General features: G+C 72.3%; 19 protein-coding genes. 7 read left to right on the forward strand and 12 right to left on the reverse strand.

All coding sequences use genetic code 11. The features are described 5' to 3' along the window. Window positions 1-66 precede the first annotated feature (66 nt). The 3 genes from J2S55_RS13310 to J2S55_RS13320 form a co-directional block, all read right to left on the reverse strand. Complete coding sequence (locus tag J2S55_RS13310; protein ID WP_306860296.1) at window positions 67-411, reverse strand: hypothetical protein; 345 nt, start codon at window positions 409-411, stop codon at window positions 67-69. 193 nt (window positions 412-604) lie between these two features. After that, window positions 605-1,228 carry a GntR family transcriptional regulator gene (locus tag J2S55_RS13315; protein WP_306860298.1) on the reverse strand — a complete coding sequence of 208 codons (624 nt, stop codon included), beginning with the start codon at window positions 1,226-1,228 and terminating at the stop codon, window positions 605-607. After that, complete coding sequence (locus tag J2S55_RS13320) at window positions 1,225-2,097, reverse strand: DMT family transporter (protein WP_306860300.1); 873 nt, start codon at window positions 2,095-2,097, stop codon at window positions 1,225-1,227. Before J2S55_RS13320 ends, J2S55_RS13315 begins: the two co-directional genes overlap by 4 nt. Window positions 2,098-2,187: 90 nt before the next feature. Here J2S55_RS13320 and J2S55_RS13325 point away from each other — a divergent pair, with 90 nt between their 5' ends. After that, window positions 2,188-2,634, forward strand: coding sequence for a guanyl-specific ribonuclease (locus J2S55_RS13325; protein ID WP_306860302.1), 447 nt, complete (start codon window positions 2,188-2,190; stop codon window positions 2,632-2,634). Window positions 2,635-2,640: 6 nt separating this feature from the next. Further along, on the forward strand, window positions 2,641-3,000 hold the full coding sequence (locus J2S55_RS13330; RefSeq protein WP_306860304.1) for a barstar family protein: 360 nt from the start codon (window positions 2,641-2,643) through the stop codon (window positions 2,998-3,000). On the opposite strand, the gene J2S55_RS13335 is transcribed toward J2S55_RS13330, so the two are convergent. Next, complete coding sequence (locus J2S55_RS13335; RefSeq protein WP_306860306.1) at window positions 2,910-3,254, reverse strand: hypothetical protein; 345 nt, start codon at window positions 3,252-3,254, stop codon at window positions 2,910-2,912. The genes J2S55_RS13330 and J2S55_RS13335 overlap by 91 nt on opposite strands. A 222-nt stretch (window positions 3,255-3,476) precedes the next feature. Between J2S55_RS13335 and J2S55_RS13340 the strand changes: the two genes are divergently transcribed. Together J2S55_RS13340 and J2S55_RS13345 are read left to right on the forward strand one after the other, a co-directional pair. Next, window positions 3,477-5,495 carry a sensor histidine kinase gene (locus J2S55_RS13340; protein ID WP_306860308.1) on the forward strand — a complete coding sequence of 673 codons (2,019 nt, stop codon included), beginning with the start codon at window positions 3,477-3,479 and terminating at the stop codon, window positions 5,493-5,495. After that, the gene (locus J2S55_RS13345; RefSeq protein WP_306860310.1) at window positions 5,492-5,848 is read left to right on the forward strand and encodes a DUF742 domain-containing protein; all 357 of its coding nucleotides are present in this window, start codon (window positions 5,492-5,494) and stop codon (window positions 5,846-5,848) included. The genes J2S55_RS13340 and J2S55_RS13345 overlap by 4 nt, the downstream gene beginning before the upstream one ends. A gap of 163 nt (window positions 5,849-6,011) precedes the next feature. Here J2S55_RS13345 and J2S55_RS13350 read toward each other — a convergent pair whose 3' ends face one another. Continuing rightward, window positions 6,012-6,503 (reverse strand): GNAT family N-acetyltransferase, encoded by a 492-nt coding sequence (locus J2S55_RS13350; RefSeq protein ID WP_306860312.1) that lies wholly within the window; start codon window positions 6,501-6,503, stop codon window positions 6,012-6,014. A gap of 114 nt (window positions 6,504-6,617) precedes the next feature. On the opposite strand from J2S55_RS13350, the gene J2S55_RS13355 reads away from it, so the two are divergent. Beyond that, the gene (locus tag J2S55_RS13355) at window positions 6,618-7,250 is read left to right on the forward strand and encodes a GNAT family N-acetyltransferase (RefSeq protein WP_306860314.1); all 633 of its coding nucleotides are present in this window, start codon (window positions 6,618-6,620) and stop codon (window positions 7,248-7,250) included. Here J2S55_RS13355 and J2S55_RS13360 read toward each other — a convergent pair. Further along, a complete protein-coding gene (locus J2S55_RS13360) occupies window positions 7,195-8,031 on the reverse strand; it encodes an NUDIX domain-containing protein (protein ID WP_306860316.1) in 837 nt (278 codons plus the stop codon). The genes J2S55_RS13355 and J2S55_RS13360 overlap by 56 nt on opposite strands. A 105-nt stretch (window positions 8,032-8,136) precedes the next feature. On the opposite strand from J2S55_RS13360, the gene J2S55_RS13365 reads away from it, so the two are divergent. Continuing rightward, window positions 8,137-8,454, forward strand: a complete 318-nt coding sequence (locus J2S55_RS13365; protein ID WP_306860318.1) for a hypothetical protein — start codon at window positions 8,137-8,139, stop codon at window positions 8,452-8,454. Between the two features lie 117 nt (window positions 8,455-8,571). On the opposite strand, the gene J2S55_RS13370 is transcribed toward J2S55_RS13365, so the two are convergent. The 6 genes from J2S55_RS13370 to J2S55_RS13395 all read right to left on the reverse strand — a co-directional run bounded on the left by J2S55_RS13370 (window position 8,572) and on the right by J2S55_RS13395 (window position 14,795). After that, window positions 8,572-9,747, reverse strand: coding sequence for a PP2C family protein-serine/threonine phosphatase (locus J2S55_RS13370; protein WP_306860319.1), 1,176 nt, complete (start codon window positions 9,745-9,747; stop codon window positions 8,572-8,574). Further along, window positions 9,734-10,549 (reverse strand): alpha/beta fold hydrolase, encoded by an 816-nt coding sequence (locus J2S55_RS13375; RefSeq protein ID WP_306860321.1) that lies wholly within the window; start codon window positions 10,547-10,549, stop codon window positions 9,734-9,736. The genes J2S55_RS13370 and J2S55_RS13375 overlap by 14 nt, the downstream gene beginning before the upstream one ends. A gap of 298 nt (window positions 10,550-10,847) precedes the next feature. Continuing rightward, window positions 10,848-12,248 (reverse strand): dihydrolipoyl dehydrogenase, encoded by a 1,401-nt coding sequence (lpdA, locus tag J2S55_RS13380; RefSeq protein ID WP_306860323.1) that lies wholly within the window; start codon window positions 12,246-12,248, stop codon window positions 10,848-10,850. Between the two features lie 118 nt (window positions 12,249-12,366). After that, a complete protein-coding gene (locus J2S55_RS13385) occupies window positions 12,367-13,035 on the reverse strand; it encodes a TetR/AcrR family transcriptional regulator (protein ID WP_306860325.1) in 669 nt (222 codons plus the stop codon). 112 nt (window positions 13,036-13,147) lie between these two features. Beyond that, entirely contained in the window at window positions 13,148-14,194 is a 1,047-nt protein-coding gene (locus J2S55_RS13390; RefSeq protein WP_306860327.1) for a P1 family peptidase, read from the reverse strand. Between the two features lie 127 nt (window positions 14,195-14,321). Further along, on the reverse strand, window positions 14,322-14,795 hold the full coding sequence (locus J2S55_RS13395) for a hypothetical protein (protein ID WP_306860329.1): 474 nt from the start codon (window positions 14,793-14,795) through the stop codon (window positions 14,322-14,324). Window positions 14,796-15,022: 227 nt separating this feature from the next. Here J2S55_RS13395 and J2S55_RS13400 point away from each other — a divergent pair, with 227 nt between their 5' ends. Then, window positions 15,023-15,988: an NADP-dependent oxidoreductase gene (locus J2S55_RS13400; protein WP_306860331.1), complete on the forward strand. Its 966-nt coding sequence runs from the start codon at window positions 15,023-15,025 to the stop codon at window positions 15,986-15,988. Window positions 15,989-16,055 lie beyond the last annotated feature (67 nt).

A 16,055-nucleotide genomic window follows, 5' to 3' on the forward strand; every position in this document is an offset into this window, starting at 1 on the left:
GAACATCTTGACGGAACGGTCCAAACATGTAGGACCGCCTGCCACGATCCGCCCGATGAGCAGGAATTAGTCGTACTCGAAATCCGGCAGGGGGGACGGGGGCTCAGGACTGCGCCAGACGACGACGTAATCGCCGCGGGCGGCGTCCACCGCCTCACCGAGCCTGTCGAAGTCGAACTCCGGGAGGTAGCGGAGCCTGGTGAGGAAGGCGGTGTCGGTGGCCGCCTGGGGCACCACGCATCCCTGGCCCTCACGGTCAAGGAGTATGTAGATGACGTCCGGATCGCCCACCACCCGCACCTCGACGACGTCCTCCCACGCGAGGGCGTCAACGCTGCCGTCCGCGTAGTGGCGGGTCACGCCTTCTTCGGTGACGTATACGTAGGAATCCGGCACTGAATTGCCGTGCATGGCCGCGATTGTGACGACTTCAGGGCGTCCGGTGCAATAGAAGCGTGCAAGTCCGGCCACCGGCACGGGCCGCGACCTGCCGCCGCGCGGCCGCGCACGGTGGGCCGCCGCACGGCCGGTGGTCCGCCGCACGGCCATGTCCGGCAGGTCCCACCCGCGCCCGTGCCCGCGACGGCGATCCGCCGGGGAGCCGTCAGTCCGTGCCCCAGCCGTGGTCGAGGTGAGTGGCGACGGCCCGCCGCGCGCTCTCCGCGGGCCCTCTGCCGATCGCGTCGAGCAGCGCCCGGTGCTCGGCGACCAGGACGTCCCGGTCGGTGTAGACGGCGCGCAGCCGTACCAGGCCGAGGCGGGTCTCGGCGGCCAGCACGGCGTAGAGCCGCTCCAGCCGGGGACTGCCCACCGCGACGATCAGCGCCTGGTGCAGCGCCATGTGCTCGGCCACCACGTCGGACCAGGGGGCGTCACCGGGCAGCGCGGCCATCCGGGCCAGCGCCCCGTCGGCCTCCTCGACCCGCCGCCCGGCCAGGGCGGTGGCCATGAGGTCCTCCAGTGGGCGCCGCACGAACATCAGGTCGTCCAGGTCGGCCAGGGTGACCTCGGCCACCTGCGCGCTGCGGTGCCGTTCGCGCCTGAGCAGGCCCTCGTGCACGAGCACGGCCAGCGCCTCCCGGACGGTCGGCCGGGCCACGCCGTACAGGGTGGACAGTTCCTGTTCCGGCAGCGGGGTGCCCGGGGCGATCTCGCCGGAGAGCACCCGGCGGCGCAGGGCGTCGGCGAGGGCGTTGACGGCGGAGACGGGGCGGAGCGGGATGGTCACGCCGACGACTCTATTGCCGCGACCCGGCCCCGGCGGCCCGGACGCCGCTCGGGCAGGGCCACCACGGCCAGGCTCGCGCCGAGCAGCGCCAGCCCGCCGGCTGAGGCGAGCGTGAGCCGCTCACCGAGCACCGCGACGCCGAGCAGGGCGGCGACCGCGGGCTCGGCGAGGGCGAGGGTGGCGGCGGTCGCGACGGGGGTGGTGCGCAGGCCCCTGCCGTACAGGACGTAGGCCAGCGCGGTGGTGGCGCAGCCCAGGTAGAGGGCGGTGAGCAGGCCGCGCGGCTCGGCGAGCCAGGCGGTGCCCGTCCACAGCAGGACCGGGAGCATCACGACCGCGGCCCCGCCGAACATCGCCCCCATCACCGCGCCGGAGGGGGCGCCCGCGCCGATCACCCGGGCCGCCGCCACCGCGTAGAAGGCGTACAGCAGACCGCCGACCAGCGCGATCAGGATCCCGTCCAGCCGCGCCTCGCCCCCTCCGCCGGTGAGCACGGCGCAGCCCGCGATCGCCACCGCGGTCGCCCCGGCCCAGCGCCGGGTGGGCGGCACCCGGTTGAGCAGCCAGGAGAGCAGGCCGGTGAAGACCGGGCCGCTGCCGATGGCGACCACGGTGCCGATGGCCACGCCGGTCCGGCTGACCGCGGCGAAGAAGCAGAGCTGGTAGGCGGCCACGGCCAGCGCGGCCGCCAGCAGCAGGCCCCGGTGCGGCAGAGACCGGAGGGCCGGCCCCGCGGCGACGGCGAGCACCAGGCCGCCGATCACCAGGCGGGCGGCGGCCAGGGAGACCGGGTCGACGCCGGCGACGAGCAGTCCGGCGGTGCCTGCGGTGCCCCAGAGCACGGCGGCTCCGACAACGGCGAGCTTCATGGCTAGATTGTCTGACAACTAGACAATTCAGTCAAGCGCGGGCGACCCCCCTCCCGTTTTCCCGGGGATCCGCGCGGGTAGCTTGGCCAGGTGAGACATCGGGGAATCGCCGCGGTCCTGTCGGCGGTGGCATTGCTGAGCGGGTGCGCGCCCGCCGGGTCCGCCGCGGGTCCGGACACCCGCCACTCGGCACCCGCCAGGCCGGGGGCCTCGCCGGCGACGGCCGGCACGGCCCGGCCCGTGCCCGGCGCGCTGCCCGTCAGGGCGCTGTCGGCGCTACCGCCCGAGGCCGCCGCCACCTGGCGGCTGATCCGCGACGGCGGGCCCTTCCCCTACCCCCGCGACGGCGTGGTCTTCCAGAACCGGGAGCGCCTTCTGCCGGTCAAGGCACGGGGCCACTACCGCGAATACACCGTGCCGACCCCGCGGAGGTCGGACCGGGGCGCGCGGCGGATGGTCAGCGGGGGCGGCGCCGGCGAGATCTACTACACCGCGGACCACTACCGGTCCTTCGTGGCCGTCGACGTGCGGAGGTGACCCGCCTTGCCCAGGGGAACGTTCGAGGAGCGCGCGGCGACCGGACCCGGGGAGGTGCGGCCCGACGCCGCCCCGCACCGGATCGACGGCTCGGCGATCACCACCTCCGCCGACGCCATGGCCGCGATCGCCGGGGCCCTGTCGTTCCCCGACTACTTCGGGCACAACCTCGACGCGCTGTACGACTGCCTGACCGACCTGACGTGGCTGCCGGCGGGCGAGCACCTGCTGGTCTGGTCGGACTCCTCGGTGCTGCGGGCCGCCGACCAACCGGCCTACGAGGCGATCCGCACCGTGCTCGCCGAGGCCGTCGCCGACGACGCCCCCGGCGAGGCCTTCCTGTCCGTCCTGCTCCTGACCGACTGAGCCGTCGCCACGCAGTGCGCGCACATGGCCCCGTTGTCCCGGCCCTCCGCGCAGGTGCACCACCAGTGCAGGACTCCGTCGGCGAGCCGGAACTCCACGCGCGCGGCGCCGTCGTCCACCTCTGCGGCCACCACCGACGGGCTGAACCTGACCAGCTGCACCGCGCCCGACTTCTCCAGCTCACCGCCGCGGGCCAACGCCGCCTGCCCGGCGCGGTCGGCCTCCGCCCCGATCAGCTCCGCGATCTCTTTCATGGGCCCCTCCCCCTCCATAACTAGGACGTGCCCGGAGGCGCGATGGTTCGCAGTAGCCCAAAAGCTATAAATCCTTTCTTGATATGAATCACCAACATCTCTGGTCGCGGATGAGCAGCGTTGCTAGGGTTTCGCCACTGTTAACCGCACATATCCGTAGTGCGAGGTACTATGGCCGGCCGCAGCCACTCGATCAGGGTCAAGATTTTCACCCTCCTTCTCGTGCCGATTGTCTCGCTTGTAGCGATTTGGGCATTTGCGGCGACCCTCACCCTGCGGAGCGGCCAGGATCTGCTGCGGGCCAGCGAAGGCTACGAGCGCGGAATCCTGCCCACCCGGACGGTCACCACCGCGCTCCAGCACGAGCGGCTGCTGTCACTGGCCGCCCTGGGCGACTCGGCCGTCCCGCGCACCGACCTCGACGCCCAGCGCATCCAGACCAACACCGCGCGGGCGGAGCTGGAACGGCTGGTCCCCGCGCTCCAGGAGAGCACCACCCCGGCCGTGTGGGACCGCCTGGTCCGTCTGCTGGCCACGATGGAGCGGCTCACCGAGGTCCGGAGCGGGGTCGACACCCACACCGCCGGCCGGATGCAGACCCTCGACGCCTACAGCGGGATGATCCAGGCGGCCTTCGAGGTCTACGACAAGATCCGGATCTCCTCGGACATCGACCTGAACGACCAGACCCGCGCCGTCGTCCTGATGGGGCGCAGCCGCGAGATGCTCAGTCGGCAGGCGGCCCTGATCGCCGGCGCCGTGGCCGAGGGCAGCATGAGCGCCGAGGAGCGCGCCGCGTTCAGCGAGCTGGCCACCGGCCGCAGGCTGCTCTACTCCCTGGGCTTCGACCAGTTCGACGAGGAGTTCCAGGGGCTCTACCGGGACCTGCAGAGCTCGGCCGCCTACACCTCGTTCGAGCGGATCGAGAAGGCCGTCACCACGGCGGCCCGGCCCGAACCCTCCTGGGTGACGGTCTCGGCCGAGCTCTCCGACACCTTCGACGGCCTCGGCGGCCAGGTCAGCAGGGGCATCACCGAACGGTCCGGACCGCTGGCCACCGGCATCCTGGTCCAGATCGGGATCGCCGGCGGCCTCGGCCTGATCGCGGTCGCGGTGTCCATCTTCGTCTCGGTGCGCTTCGGCCGCCGGATCGGCACCGAGCTCATCGGCCTCCAGCAGGCGGCCCTCGACCTGGCGCACAAGCGGCTGCCGGACGTGGTCGAGCGGCTGCGCAAGGGCGAGGACGTCTGCTCCGAGGCCCGGGAGCTGAACTACGGCACCACCACCGAGATCGTGAACGTCGGCAAGGCGTTCTCCTCCGTCCAGCGGACCGCCGTCGAGGCGGCCGCCGGCCAGGCCCAGATGCGCAAGAGCGTCAACAAGGTCTTCGTGAACCTGGCCAGGCGCAGCCAGTCGCTCCTGCACCGGCAGCTCTCCATGCTGGAGACGATGGAACGGCGGGCCAGCGACCCGGAGACCCTGGAGGACCTGTTCGGCCTGGACCATCTGACCACCCGCATGCGCCGCCACTCCGAGGGCCTGATCATCCTGTCCGGCGCGGTCCCGGGCCGGGGCTGGCGGACGCCGGTCGCGATCTACGACGTGGTCCGCGCCGCCGTCGAGGAGGTCGAGGACTACCAGCGCGTGACGGTGAACGTGCCGCAGGGCCCCTCGGTGGTCGGCTCGGTCGTGACCGACGTGATCCACCTGGTGGCCGAGCTGGTGGAGAACGCCGCCATCTTCTCGCCCCCGCACACCACGGTGAGCGTCCACGGCGAGGCGGTGGCCAGGGGCTACGTCATCGAGGTGGAGGATCGCGGGCTCGGCATCACCCCGGCCGAGATGGCCCAGCTCAACGAGCGGCTGGCCGACCCGCCGGAGTTCGACCTGGCCGACAGCGACCGGCTCGGCCTGTTCGTCGTGACGCAGCTCGCCGCCCGGCACGGCATCCGCGTCTCGCTGCGCCCCTCCCCCTTCGGCGGCACCACGGCGATCGTGCTCCTGCCGGGCGAGCTGGTCGTCGACGCGACCGGCCCGCGGGCCGCCTACACGGCCGAGGTCGAGTGGATCACCACTGACAGCGGCCTCCCCAAGCGGGTACGGCAGGCCGCGCCCGAGCGCCAGGCCGTGCCGGCGCGGCGGCCCGTGCCCGTCGAGGCGCCGGAGCCGGCCCCGAGCAGTGTGATGACGTCGTTCCGCGACGGATGGCGCCGTGCGGAGCAGGAAAGCGGGGCGGAATGACGGAACGCTGGCTCGACCAGGACGCCGGTCCCATCGTCCGCCCGTACACGCTCACCCGCGGCCGGACCCGGGCCGCCGGGGCCCGCTTCGACCTGATCGCCATCGTGGTGGCGATCAAGAAACCGCCGCAGGACCTGCCGCCCGAACACACCGTGATCATGGATTCCTGCCGCCTGCCGATCTCGGTGGCCGAGCTGGCCTCGGAGATCGAGATGCCGATCGGGGTGATCCGGGTGCTCCTCGGCGACCTGCGCGAATCCGGCCTGATCACCATGCGGCTCCCCGCGGGCGATGTCGCGTTCCCCCAGGAGAGCGTGCTGCGGGACGTGCTCGCCGGCCTCAAGGCGCTGTAGCCTCCAGCGCGTCGCCGCCTCCTCCGGGACGCGGCCCCTTCGGGACGCGGCCTCCTCCGGGATGCGGCCTCCTCCAGGACGCGGCCTCCTCCAGGACGCAGCCCCTTCGGGGCACCGCGGCTCACCGGCGCGGTGAGACGCCGCCCCCGGCCCGTGCTGCGGGTCAGTCGGTGGCCAGGCGGGCGTGCCGTTCCACGTCGTACCGCACCCCGTCGTAGCACAGCTTGGCCCGCTCGACCCCCTCGGGCCGGAAACCCGCCCTGGTCGCCACCGCGCAGGAGGCCGCGTTGTTGATCCGGTGTCCCAGCTCCAGCCGGAAGAGCCCGCGCTCCCGGAACGCCCAGTCCGCCAGCTTGCGGGCCGCGGCCACGGCCACCCCGCGCCCCCTGGCGTGCGGCGACGTCCAGTAGGACACCCAGCCGGTGTCGTGCGCGTCGATGTTGCTCACCGCGACGTTCCCCACGACGCTGCCGTCCACCACCACGGCGAACGCCTGCGCGTCGTCCCGGAAGCCCCACACTCCCATCCACTCCAGCGCCGCCTGGGGTGTGTCGATCGGCCGGGCCGCCTGCTGCGCCATGTCCGGCGAGCCGAACGCGTCGAGCAGGGCCGGCGCGTCGTCGGGCCGCCAGCCCCGCAGTTCCACCTCGATCATGCCGTGCAGGGTATTGCCCCGGCGGGGATGCCGGAAGCCCCGCGACCGCGCCGGACGGCCCGGGCCATCCACAGATCTTGTGAGAGCGCTCCCACGAACGGCATCATTGCCTCCATGACCACAGTCAGGCCGTACCACCCCGACGACCGCGCCGCCCTCCACGACATCTGCGTGCGGACCGCGCACGACGGTGGCGACTCCCGGCACATCTATCCCGACCTGGAGCTGATGCCGAGCATTTTCGCAGCTCCCTACGCGTTTCTGGAGCCGGAGCTGACCTTCGTCCTGGACGACGGGGGCCGCGCGGTCGGCTACGTGCTCGGCACGGCCGACACGGCCGCCTTCGTCGGCTCCTTCCGCTCCACATGGCTGCCCCGTATGAGAGAGCGTTTTCCCGCCCTCGACGGACCGCCCGCCACTCCGAGCGAGACGATGATCGATCTGATGTACCGCCCCGAGCGGATGATCCTCCCGGAGCTGGCCGCGTATCCGGCGCACCTCCACATCGACCTGCTCCCGGACCACCAGCGCAAGGGCCACGGCCGCGCGCTGATGAACGCCTTCCTCGACGCGCTGCACCACAAGGGGGTGCCGGCGGTGCACCTGGGCATGGTCACCGCCAACACCCCGGCCAGGGCCTTCTACGACCGCCTCGGCTTCCACGAGATCCCGGTCGCCGACCCCGGCCCCCTCACCTATCTCGGCCGGCGAACGGACCGGACAGTGCCGCCCACTGCAGCAGCATGATGGTCTTCGCGTCGGCGATCTCGCCCGACTCGATCATCGCGAGCGCCTTCGCGAAGGGCAGCTCCACCAGCTCGATCTCCTCGCCGTCGTCGGCCAGCCCGCCGCCCTCGGAGGTCCGCCGGTCCGGGCTGTAGGGCGCGGCGAAGAAGTGTACGCGCTCGGTGACCGAGCCGGGGCTCATGTAGACGTCGAAGACGTGCCGGACCTCGCCGATGTCGTAGCCCGTCTCCTCCGACGCCTCCCGCCGGATCGCGGTCTCCGCGTCGTCGTCGTCGAGCAGGCCGCCGGCCGTTTCGAGGAGGAACCCGTCGGGATGGCCGTTGACGTAGGCCGGATAGCGGAACTGCCGGATCAGCAGGACCGTCGCCCGGTCGGCGTCGTAGAGCAGCACCGTCGCGCCGTTGCCGCGGTCGTAGGTCTCGCGCTCCTGGGTGGTCCAGCTCCCGTCCAGGCGCAGGTAGTCGAACGTCGTCCTGCGCAGCACGTACCAGCTCGACGAGAGCAGATCCACCTCGCGCACCCGGACCCGGGGGTTGCCGTCCAGGTCGCGCCCGGCCTGGTCCAGGCCGGTACGGCCACGCCGGTCGGGGACGTTCACCCCGGGGACCTCACCGGGGACCTCGCCGGGGAGCGGAGCCCTCCGGTCCCCCGTCGCTCCTCCCGGCCCGGCCGCCGGCGGCACGGCCGGGGCGGCGGCCACCGGCCGGCCGTACGGCTCCCGCGCGGGCGGATCGGTCAAGGGCGTGCGCGACGGGCCGTCCGCTCCTGCAGGTGTTCGCATGGCAGCCAGTCTGCACCAACGCCGGAGGCCCCCCGGACGCGCCGGCCGCCCGCATCCGATCGAGGGTCCCAGATAGTTCCGGGGACAGGTGGGCACTCAGCCCGTATGAGCGACGATTCACAGAGCCACGACTTCCGCGGGAACAACTTCAGGGACGGCCCCCCGGACCGGCCCAGGACGATGGGGGAGATAGCACTGAACCTGGCGGTCAGCGAGGCGCTGGCCAACCACGGCCACCACGCGCTGGTCAACGCGCACGAGAGCGCCGCCGACAACCACGAGCTCATGGCCCGGGCGGGAGTGGGCGATGTCGACGAGCACCTCGACCTGGCACGCTGGCACCGCTGGTGCGCGGTCGTCGAGGACCAGCTCGCCGACGAGGCGGACCTGCGGACCCCGGCCAGACGGGACGGGGACCCCTGAGGGCGCAGGCACGGCCGGCCGCCGCTCCTCCCGCGCACCGACCGTAGATCCCCCGCGCACGGACCGCGTCACGGCGGAGCCCGCCCGGCCACCGGGCCGCCGGGCGGCTCCCGCCCTTCACTCCGGGATCTTGAGCACCACCACGGCGATGTCGTCGCAGGGCAGGCCGGACTGGAAGGCCACCACCTCGTCCGTCAGGTGCCTGGCGATGCCCGCCGCGTCCGCGTCCCGGCAGGCGCTGAGCGCCTGCTCCATCCTCTCCTCGCCGAACAGCTCGTCGCCGGCCCGCCCTTCGATGACGCCGTCGGTGTAGAAGACGACGGTGTCCCCCGGGGCGAGGTCGACGGCGACGTCGTGGAGGTCCACGGTCTCCAGGATCCCCAGCACGGTCCCGGGCCGGCCGACCAGGCCGAGCTGCCCTTCGCGGGAGATGCGGACGGCGGGCGGGTGGCCGCCCAGGGAGAGGGTGAGGCGGAAGCGGTCGTGCGCGTCCCGGTGCACCTGCGCGTAGACGGCCGTCAGGAACCGGTCCGTCTGCTCGCCGAGCAGCACCTCGTTGAGGGCGGCGAGGACCGCCGAGGGTCTGCTGTCCCGCAGGGGCGCGGCCCGGAGGGTGTAGCGGGCCAGGCTGGTGACGACGGCCGCCGCCACCCCCTTGCCGCACACGTCTCCCAGGGTGAGCGCCCAGCCGTCCACGATCTCGTACATGTCGTAGAAGTCGCCGCCGACCTCGTCGCCCTGTCCGGCCGGCCGGTAGGTCCCGGCCACGTCCATGCCGGGGACGCGGGGCAGCGCCGGCGGGATGAAGCTCCGCTGCAGGGTCCGGGCGAGGTCGGTCGCCTGCCGCTGGGACCGTTCCGCCCGCTGCCGGGCCCGCAGGAGCTCGCGCTCGTAGTCCCTGCGGTCGCTGGCGGCGACGACACCGATCCAGATCTGCTCCGGCCGGGTGGGGGTCCGCTCCCGCATCACCGCGTTGAGCAGGACCGGGACCCGGCGCCCGTCGACGCGTCTCAGGTCGACCGCGACCTCCCTGACCACCGCCTGCAACGCCAGCAGCGGGGCGAAGTGCGTCTCGTAGAAGATGCGGTCGCCGACCGCCAGCAGGTCGTGGATCCGGTACCGGCCGACCAGCTCGTCCCTGCGGTAGCCCGTCAGGGCAAGCAGCGTACGGTTGACCCTGGTGATCGTGCCGTCGCCCCGCGTGGTGAGATAGCCGCACGGAGCGTCCTCGTACAGCTCCTCCAGCTCCTCCACCGCGCCCCGGGTCACCTGCGCGTCATCACGGGTGGCCATGGACCTCCGCCCGCAGGAACGCCTTGATCGCGGCGATGGTCTCCTCGGGGGCGCTCAGATTGGGGCAGTGTCCCGTCGCCCGCATCAGCGTCAGCTCGCTGCCGGGGATCGCGCGGTGGACGTAGTGGCCCACCTGCGTCGGGGCGAGCGCGTCCTTCGAGCACTGCAGGATCAGCGAGGGCACGGTCACCTTCGGGAGATCGTCCCGGTTGTCGGACAGGAACGTCGTCCTGGCGAACTGCTTGGCGATCTCCGGGTCGGTACGGCAGAAGCTGTTGGTCAGTTCCTCCCCCAGCTCCGGGCGGTCCGGATTTTCCATGATCACCGGAGCCATCCGGCTCGACCACCCCAGGTAGTTGCTGTCGAGCGAGGCGATGAGCTCCTCGATGTCGGCGCCGCTGAACCCGCCGACGTAGTCGCCGTCGTCGATGTAGCGGGGTGAGGGCGCCACCAGGATCAGCTTCGCGAACCGGCGGGGTTCGCGGATGGCCGCCAGCACGCCGACCATCGCGCTGACCGAGTGCCCGACGAAGACGGCCCCGGTGAGGTCCAGCTCGTCGCAGACGTCGAGGACGTCCTGCGCGTAGCCGTCGAGCGACATGTAGCGCTCGGCGGAGTAGGCGGACATCTCCGAACGGCCGGCTCCGACGTAGTCGAACAGGACGACCTCGTACTCGTCCTCGAAGGCGGGGGCCACGTATCGCCACATGGCCTGGTCACAGCCGAACCCATGGGAGAAGACCATGGGCCTGCCGCCCCTGCGGCCGGTGACCTTGACGTTGTTGCGGGCCATGATGTCCATTGCCTGACTTTAGCCATCGCACGATAAATAACGACAAAAGCCTCAGCAAGGGTGGATATAAATCCTCAACATCACAAAATTGCTGTAAAGCGAAACATAGCGTCAAACCTGAGGATAAGCCTTATTTACCCCCGTTTTCCAGGGGCCGGCAGGACGGCCGCCGGCGCCGCGGGAGGCGCCGGAGGGGCGGCCGGAGAGGTCATGCCCAGGTCATGCCCGCCCCGGCATGCCGCCGACCGCCCACCCCGACACGCCGTCGGCCGCCCGCCCCGCACCTGCCCGGGGGCACCGCCGGACCTCACATGTTGATCATGTGGCCCGCCAGGCCGTGGACCGCCTCCTTGACCGCCTCGCCGAGCGTGGGATGGGCGTGCACGTTACGCGCGACCTCGTGGACCGTCAGGTCCCACTGCTGGGCCAGCGTCAGCTCGGGCAGCAGCTCGGTGACCTCCGGCCCGATCAGGTGGGCGCCGAGCAGCTCTCCGTGCTCGCCGTCACTGACGATCTTGACGAACCCGGCGACGTCCCCCAGCCCGTGGGCCTTGCCGTTGGCGGTGAAGGGGAACTTGACCACCTTGACGTCGAAGCCCTGCTCACGGGCCTGCGCCTCGGTGAAGCCGAAGCTGGCGATCTGCGGCTGGCAGTACGTCGCCCGCGGGATCATCACGTAGTCGAGCTCCATCGTCTCCTCGTCGGCGATGGTCTCCGCGGCGATGATCCCCATGGACTCGGCCGCGTGCGCGAGCATCAGCTTGGCGGTCACGTCGCCGATGGCGAAGATGTGCGGCACGCTCGTACGGCACCGGCCGTCGACGTCGATGGCGCCCCGGTCGGTCAGCTTGACGCCCGTGCTCTCCAGCCCGTAACCGGTGACGCGCGGCTGGAAGCCGATCGCCTGCATCACCTTGTCGGCCTCAAGGACCTGCTGCCGCCCGTCGCGCGAGACCGTAACCCGCACCTTGTCGCCGGAGTCGTCGATGGACTCCACCCGGGTCGAGGTCAGCACCTCGACGCCGAGCCGCTTGTAGCGCCGCGCGAGCTCCGCCGAGACCTCCTCGTCCTCCAGGGGGACGACGCGGTCGAGGAACTCCACGACCGTCACCTTGACGCCGTAGTTGTGCAGCACGTAGGCGAACTCGACCCCGATCGCGCCCGCACCCGCGATGACGATGCTCCCGGGGAGCTCGTCGCTCAGGATCTGCTCCTCGTAGGTGACGACCCGGTCCGTCACCGACGTCCCCGGCAGCAGCTTCGTGGTCGCGCCCGCGGCGATGATGCAGTGGTCGAACGTCACCGTCTGGGCACTGCCGTCCCGGCCGGCCACCTGCAGCGTGTTGGCGTCGACGAAGGTGCCGCGGCCGTCGTACTCGGTGATGCCGTTCTTCTTCATCAGGTAGTGCACGCCCTTGACGCGCCCGTCGGCGACCTTGCGGCTGCGGTTGAAGGCCTCCGCGTAGTCGAAGGTGACCTGCCCCTCCACGCGGATGCCGTACGTCTTGGCCTCGTGCGTGAACAGGTGGGCGAGCTCGGCGTTGCGCAGCAGCGCCTTGGAGGGGATGCATCCCACGTTGAGACAGACGCCACCCCAGTAGCGCTCCTCGACGATGGCGGTGCTGAGTCCCAGCTGGGCCGCTCGGACGGCGGCCGTGTATCCACCTGGGCCCGCGCCGAGGACGACGACGTCATAGTGAGTGCTCATGCATCGGACGATATTGAATGGGGGGCCGGCCACTCCACAGGGGGTGGCCGTCGGCCCGCCGGGCAGCGGGTGCCCGCCGCCGGCCGCCGCCGGGAGGACGCGCCGCGACCCGCCGGCGTCACCCCTCCCGGATCGCGTACGTCAGGACCCGCTCGCTGAGCAGCCCCTCGATGACGTCGAGGAAGCCCAGCACGGCCTCGGCGATGGCGTCGGGATCCTCCCCCGTGACGGTGCGCCTGCCGATCTCACCGAGGACCTGCGCGTGGACCCAGCCGATCTGCGCGGCGACGAGCCTGGGCAGCGGGTCGTCGGGCGCGGCCTCCGTCTCCTCCGCGAGCACGTCGGCCAGGGCGGCGGTCATCTGCCAGGCCAGCCCCTCCAGCCGGGCGACGAGGGTGGGGGCGGCCCGCATCATCTCGAGGAAGCGCCCGAACCCCTCGGTCAGGCCCAGGTTGCGGTCGCGGCGGAGCAGCTCCTGCCGGAGGTGTCCGAGCACCGCCGCCGCGGCGGAGCGGCCCGCCTCCCGGGCCCGGACGATGTCCGCCAGCCGCCGGCCGGAGACCTCCTCGGGGGGCAGGACCAGGTCTTCCTTGGCCTCGAAGTAGTTGTAGAGGGTGTTGACCGAGACCTCCGCCGCCGCGGCGACCTCGGCGATGGTGACCTGGTCGAAACCGCGTTCCACGAACAGCTCGGTGGCCACCGTGGTGATGTGCCGCCGGGTCCGGCGCTTCTTGCGCTCCCGCAGCCCCTCGGGGGCACCGGCTCCGGCCGGGACGGAATCGATCACGATCGGTAATTTTACTTCACTGCAAACTTGGAGTCAGCTTCACGTTGGCCGCCCGCGCGACGCCGCCGCCCCCGCCGGGGCGTCGCGGCGTGCGCGCTCAGCTCCGGGGCCGTCAGCCTCCCGCGAGGGGCGCCCCGCCGCGGCGCAGGATCGCGAGCAGGTGGGGCAGCGGTATCGCGTGCAGGGTCCGCCCGCCCACGCCTGTCGTGGTCGTCGCGGTGAACAGCGAGTTCAGTACGGCCTCCTCGACGGCGTCGAGCGCCGCCTCGAACAGCGGGCTCAACGCCGCGTCCCGGGGCGGGGCGCCGCCGGGCCGGACCGAGAAGGCGATGCCGTAGTCCCCGCTGCCGTGGCTGTAGGAGGCGCCGACCCGGCCCAGCCCGAACACCGCGCGCCGCGCCAGGCGGGTGAGCTGGCGGGCGTCGAGGGGCGCGTCGGTCGCGACGACGACCATGCATGACCCCACGTCCGGGGTGTCGGATCCGGTCAGCCCCAGGGACGCCGGTGTGACGGTGGAGCCCAGGACGCGCAGCGTGCCGCCGAAGTTCGCCTGCACCAGCACACCGAGGGTGACCGGCCCGCCCGCCAGGTCGAGCACCCGGGAGGCGGTGCCGACGCCCGCCTTGAACCCCAGGGCTCCGGTGCCGGTGCCGGCTCCGACGCACCCCTCCGCCACCGGCCCCGGCGCGGCGCCGTGGACGGCCTCCAGCACCTGCTCCTCGCCGACCGGGCGGGCCCGGATGTCGGAGAGGTATCCGTCGTTGCACTCCCCCACGACCGGGTTGAAGGTCCGCACGTCCGCGCAGTCGGGCCGGGCCAGCATCCAGCTCACCACCGCGTCGGCCGCGCGGAAGGCCGACAGCGTCGCGGTGAGCACGACGGGCGCCTCGATCAGCCCGAGCTCGGCCAGTTGGGTGGCGCCGACCAGCTTGCCGTGGCCGTTGCCGGCGAACAGGCCCGCCGGCAGCGGCGCGTGCGGGCCGACGCCGTCGGGGACGATCGCGGTCACGCCGGTGCGGATGTCGGGCTCCCGCAGGACGGTGCAGTGCCCGACGCGTACGCCGGGCACGTCGGTGATGGCGTTGTGCTCTCCCGGCCCGTGCTCGCCGATCACGATCCCGAGATCACGCGCGCGTCGACCGCGCCCCGTCGCGTTCATTGGTCACCTTCCGTCAGCGGCCCCAGGCCGGGCCCGGTCAGCACAGGGCCGAGCATGATCCTGCCCTAACGTGGCCCGGCGCCGGCACCGCGGAGCGCCCCGGCCGGCCACCTCCACCGGCGACCGGTCAGTATCTGCGCGAGCCATGGCCGCCGAACAGGGATCCGATCACCTCGTCGACGCGGCTGAGGAGGTCGGAGCCCCCGCCACCGACGCCGGAGCCTTTGTGGCCGGGCGGCCGGACGGTGGTCCCGGAGGACACCCGGCCGCCGGTGCGGCCACCCCCGTGGTACCAGCCGTAGGAGCCGCGGCCGGACCCGTCGTCGCCGGCCCGGCACCTCTCGTCGTCGACGACCCGGTAGCCGCCGTCGGCCCCGAGCGAGTCCAGATCCACGCAGTGGGCCGAGCTCTCCCGGCGGCCGTCGTCCTCAGGGCGCCACGCCGACCAGAAGCTCACGCCCAGCACGGAGACCAGGACGACGGTGATCAGGACGGCGGCGAGCCTGCCCGTGCAGCCTGACGGTTCCTCGGGCGGTTGTGGATCGTCCGCGGGATCGGACAGCCGTCTGGGCACGTACGGCTCGTCTGCTTGAGTCATCATCGTTTCCCTGCTGCTGTGCGGGTGTCACGAGCCCGCGCCGTCCGGTGGCCGGTGTCCGCTCCGGCGGCGTCTCCGCCACCGGCCGAACTCTGCTGGCTGGGACTTGTCGCTTACTTGTGGGCGGTTGAGACGGCGGCGGATCCCCCATGCCGCTTGGCCTGATCTTTTCGTGTATTGACCATCAGGCCACTTCCGGCCTCCAACCGGCCACTGCGATGCTTGCCGGCATGACAGAGACGATGATGCGCGCGATCAGCCAGGACGTCCTGGGCGGCCCCGAAGTGCTGAAGGAGACAGCGGTACCACGCCCCGCGCCGGGCCCGACCGAGGTGCTGGTGCGGGTGCACGCGGCCGGGGTCAACCCGACCGACTGGAAGCATCGCGCCACGGGCGGCCAGCTGGGGCGGCCGCCGTACGTCCTCGGCTGGGACGTCTCCGGCGTCGTCGAGTCCGTCGGGGTCGGGACGGCGCTCTACCGGCCGGGCGACGAGGTGTTCGGCATGCTGCGCTACCCGTACGGCCACGGCGCGTTCGCCGAATACGTGGCCGCCCCCGCCCGCACGTTCGCCCGCAAGCCCCGGGGGATCGACCACGTGCAGGCGGCGGCGCTCCCGCTGGCCGCGCTGACCGCGTGGCAGGCGCTGGTGGACACCGCGGGGGTGGAGGCCGGGCAGCGGGTGCTCATCCACGCCGCCGCGGGCGGGGTGGGCCATCTCGCGGTGCAGATCGCCAAGGCCCGGGGGGCTCACGTCATCGGTACGGCGAGCGCCGCCAAGCACGCGTTCCTGCGCGGGCTGGGCGCCGACGAGCTCATCGACTACCGGAGCGTGGACTTCGCCGAGGTGGTCGGAGACGTCGACGTGGTGATCGACACGATGGGCGGCGACTACGGGCCGCGCTCGCTGCGCACCCTGCGCCGGGGCGGCGTCATCGTGTCGCTCGTGCTGTCCGATCTGCGTCCGGGCCTCCACGCCCAGGCCGAGGAGCTGGGTGTCCGCTCGGAGTCCATGCTCGTGGAGCCGGACCACGCCGCCCTGAAGGCGATCGCCGCGCTGGTCGAGGAGGGCGGGCTGCGCGTCGAGATAGACACGGTGCTGCCGCTGGAGCAGGCGGCAAAGGCGCACGAGCTCGGCGAGACGGGCCGCACCACCGGCAAGATCGTGCTCACCGTGGAGCCCTCCACGGGCCGGTAGGACCCGCGCCGGCGTATTCCGGTTGACACCACTCCGCCTGTAGTACTACGGTCTGAATCACTACAAG

The organism is Streptosporangium brasiliense (genome assembly GCF_030811595.1).
Classification (GTDB): domain Bacteria; phylum Actinomycetota; class Actinomycetes; order Streptosporangiales; family Streptosporangiaceae; genus Streptosporangium; species Streptosporangium brasiliense.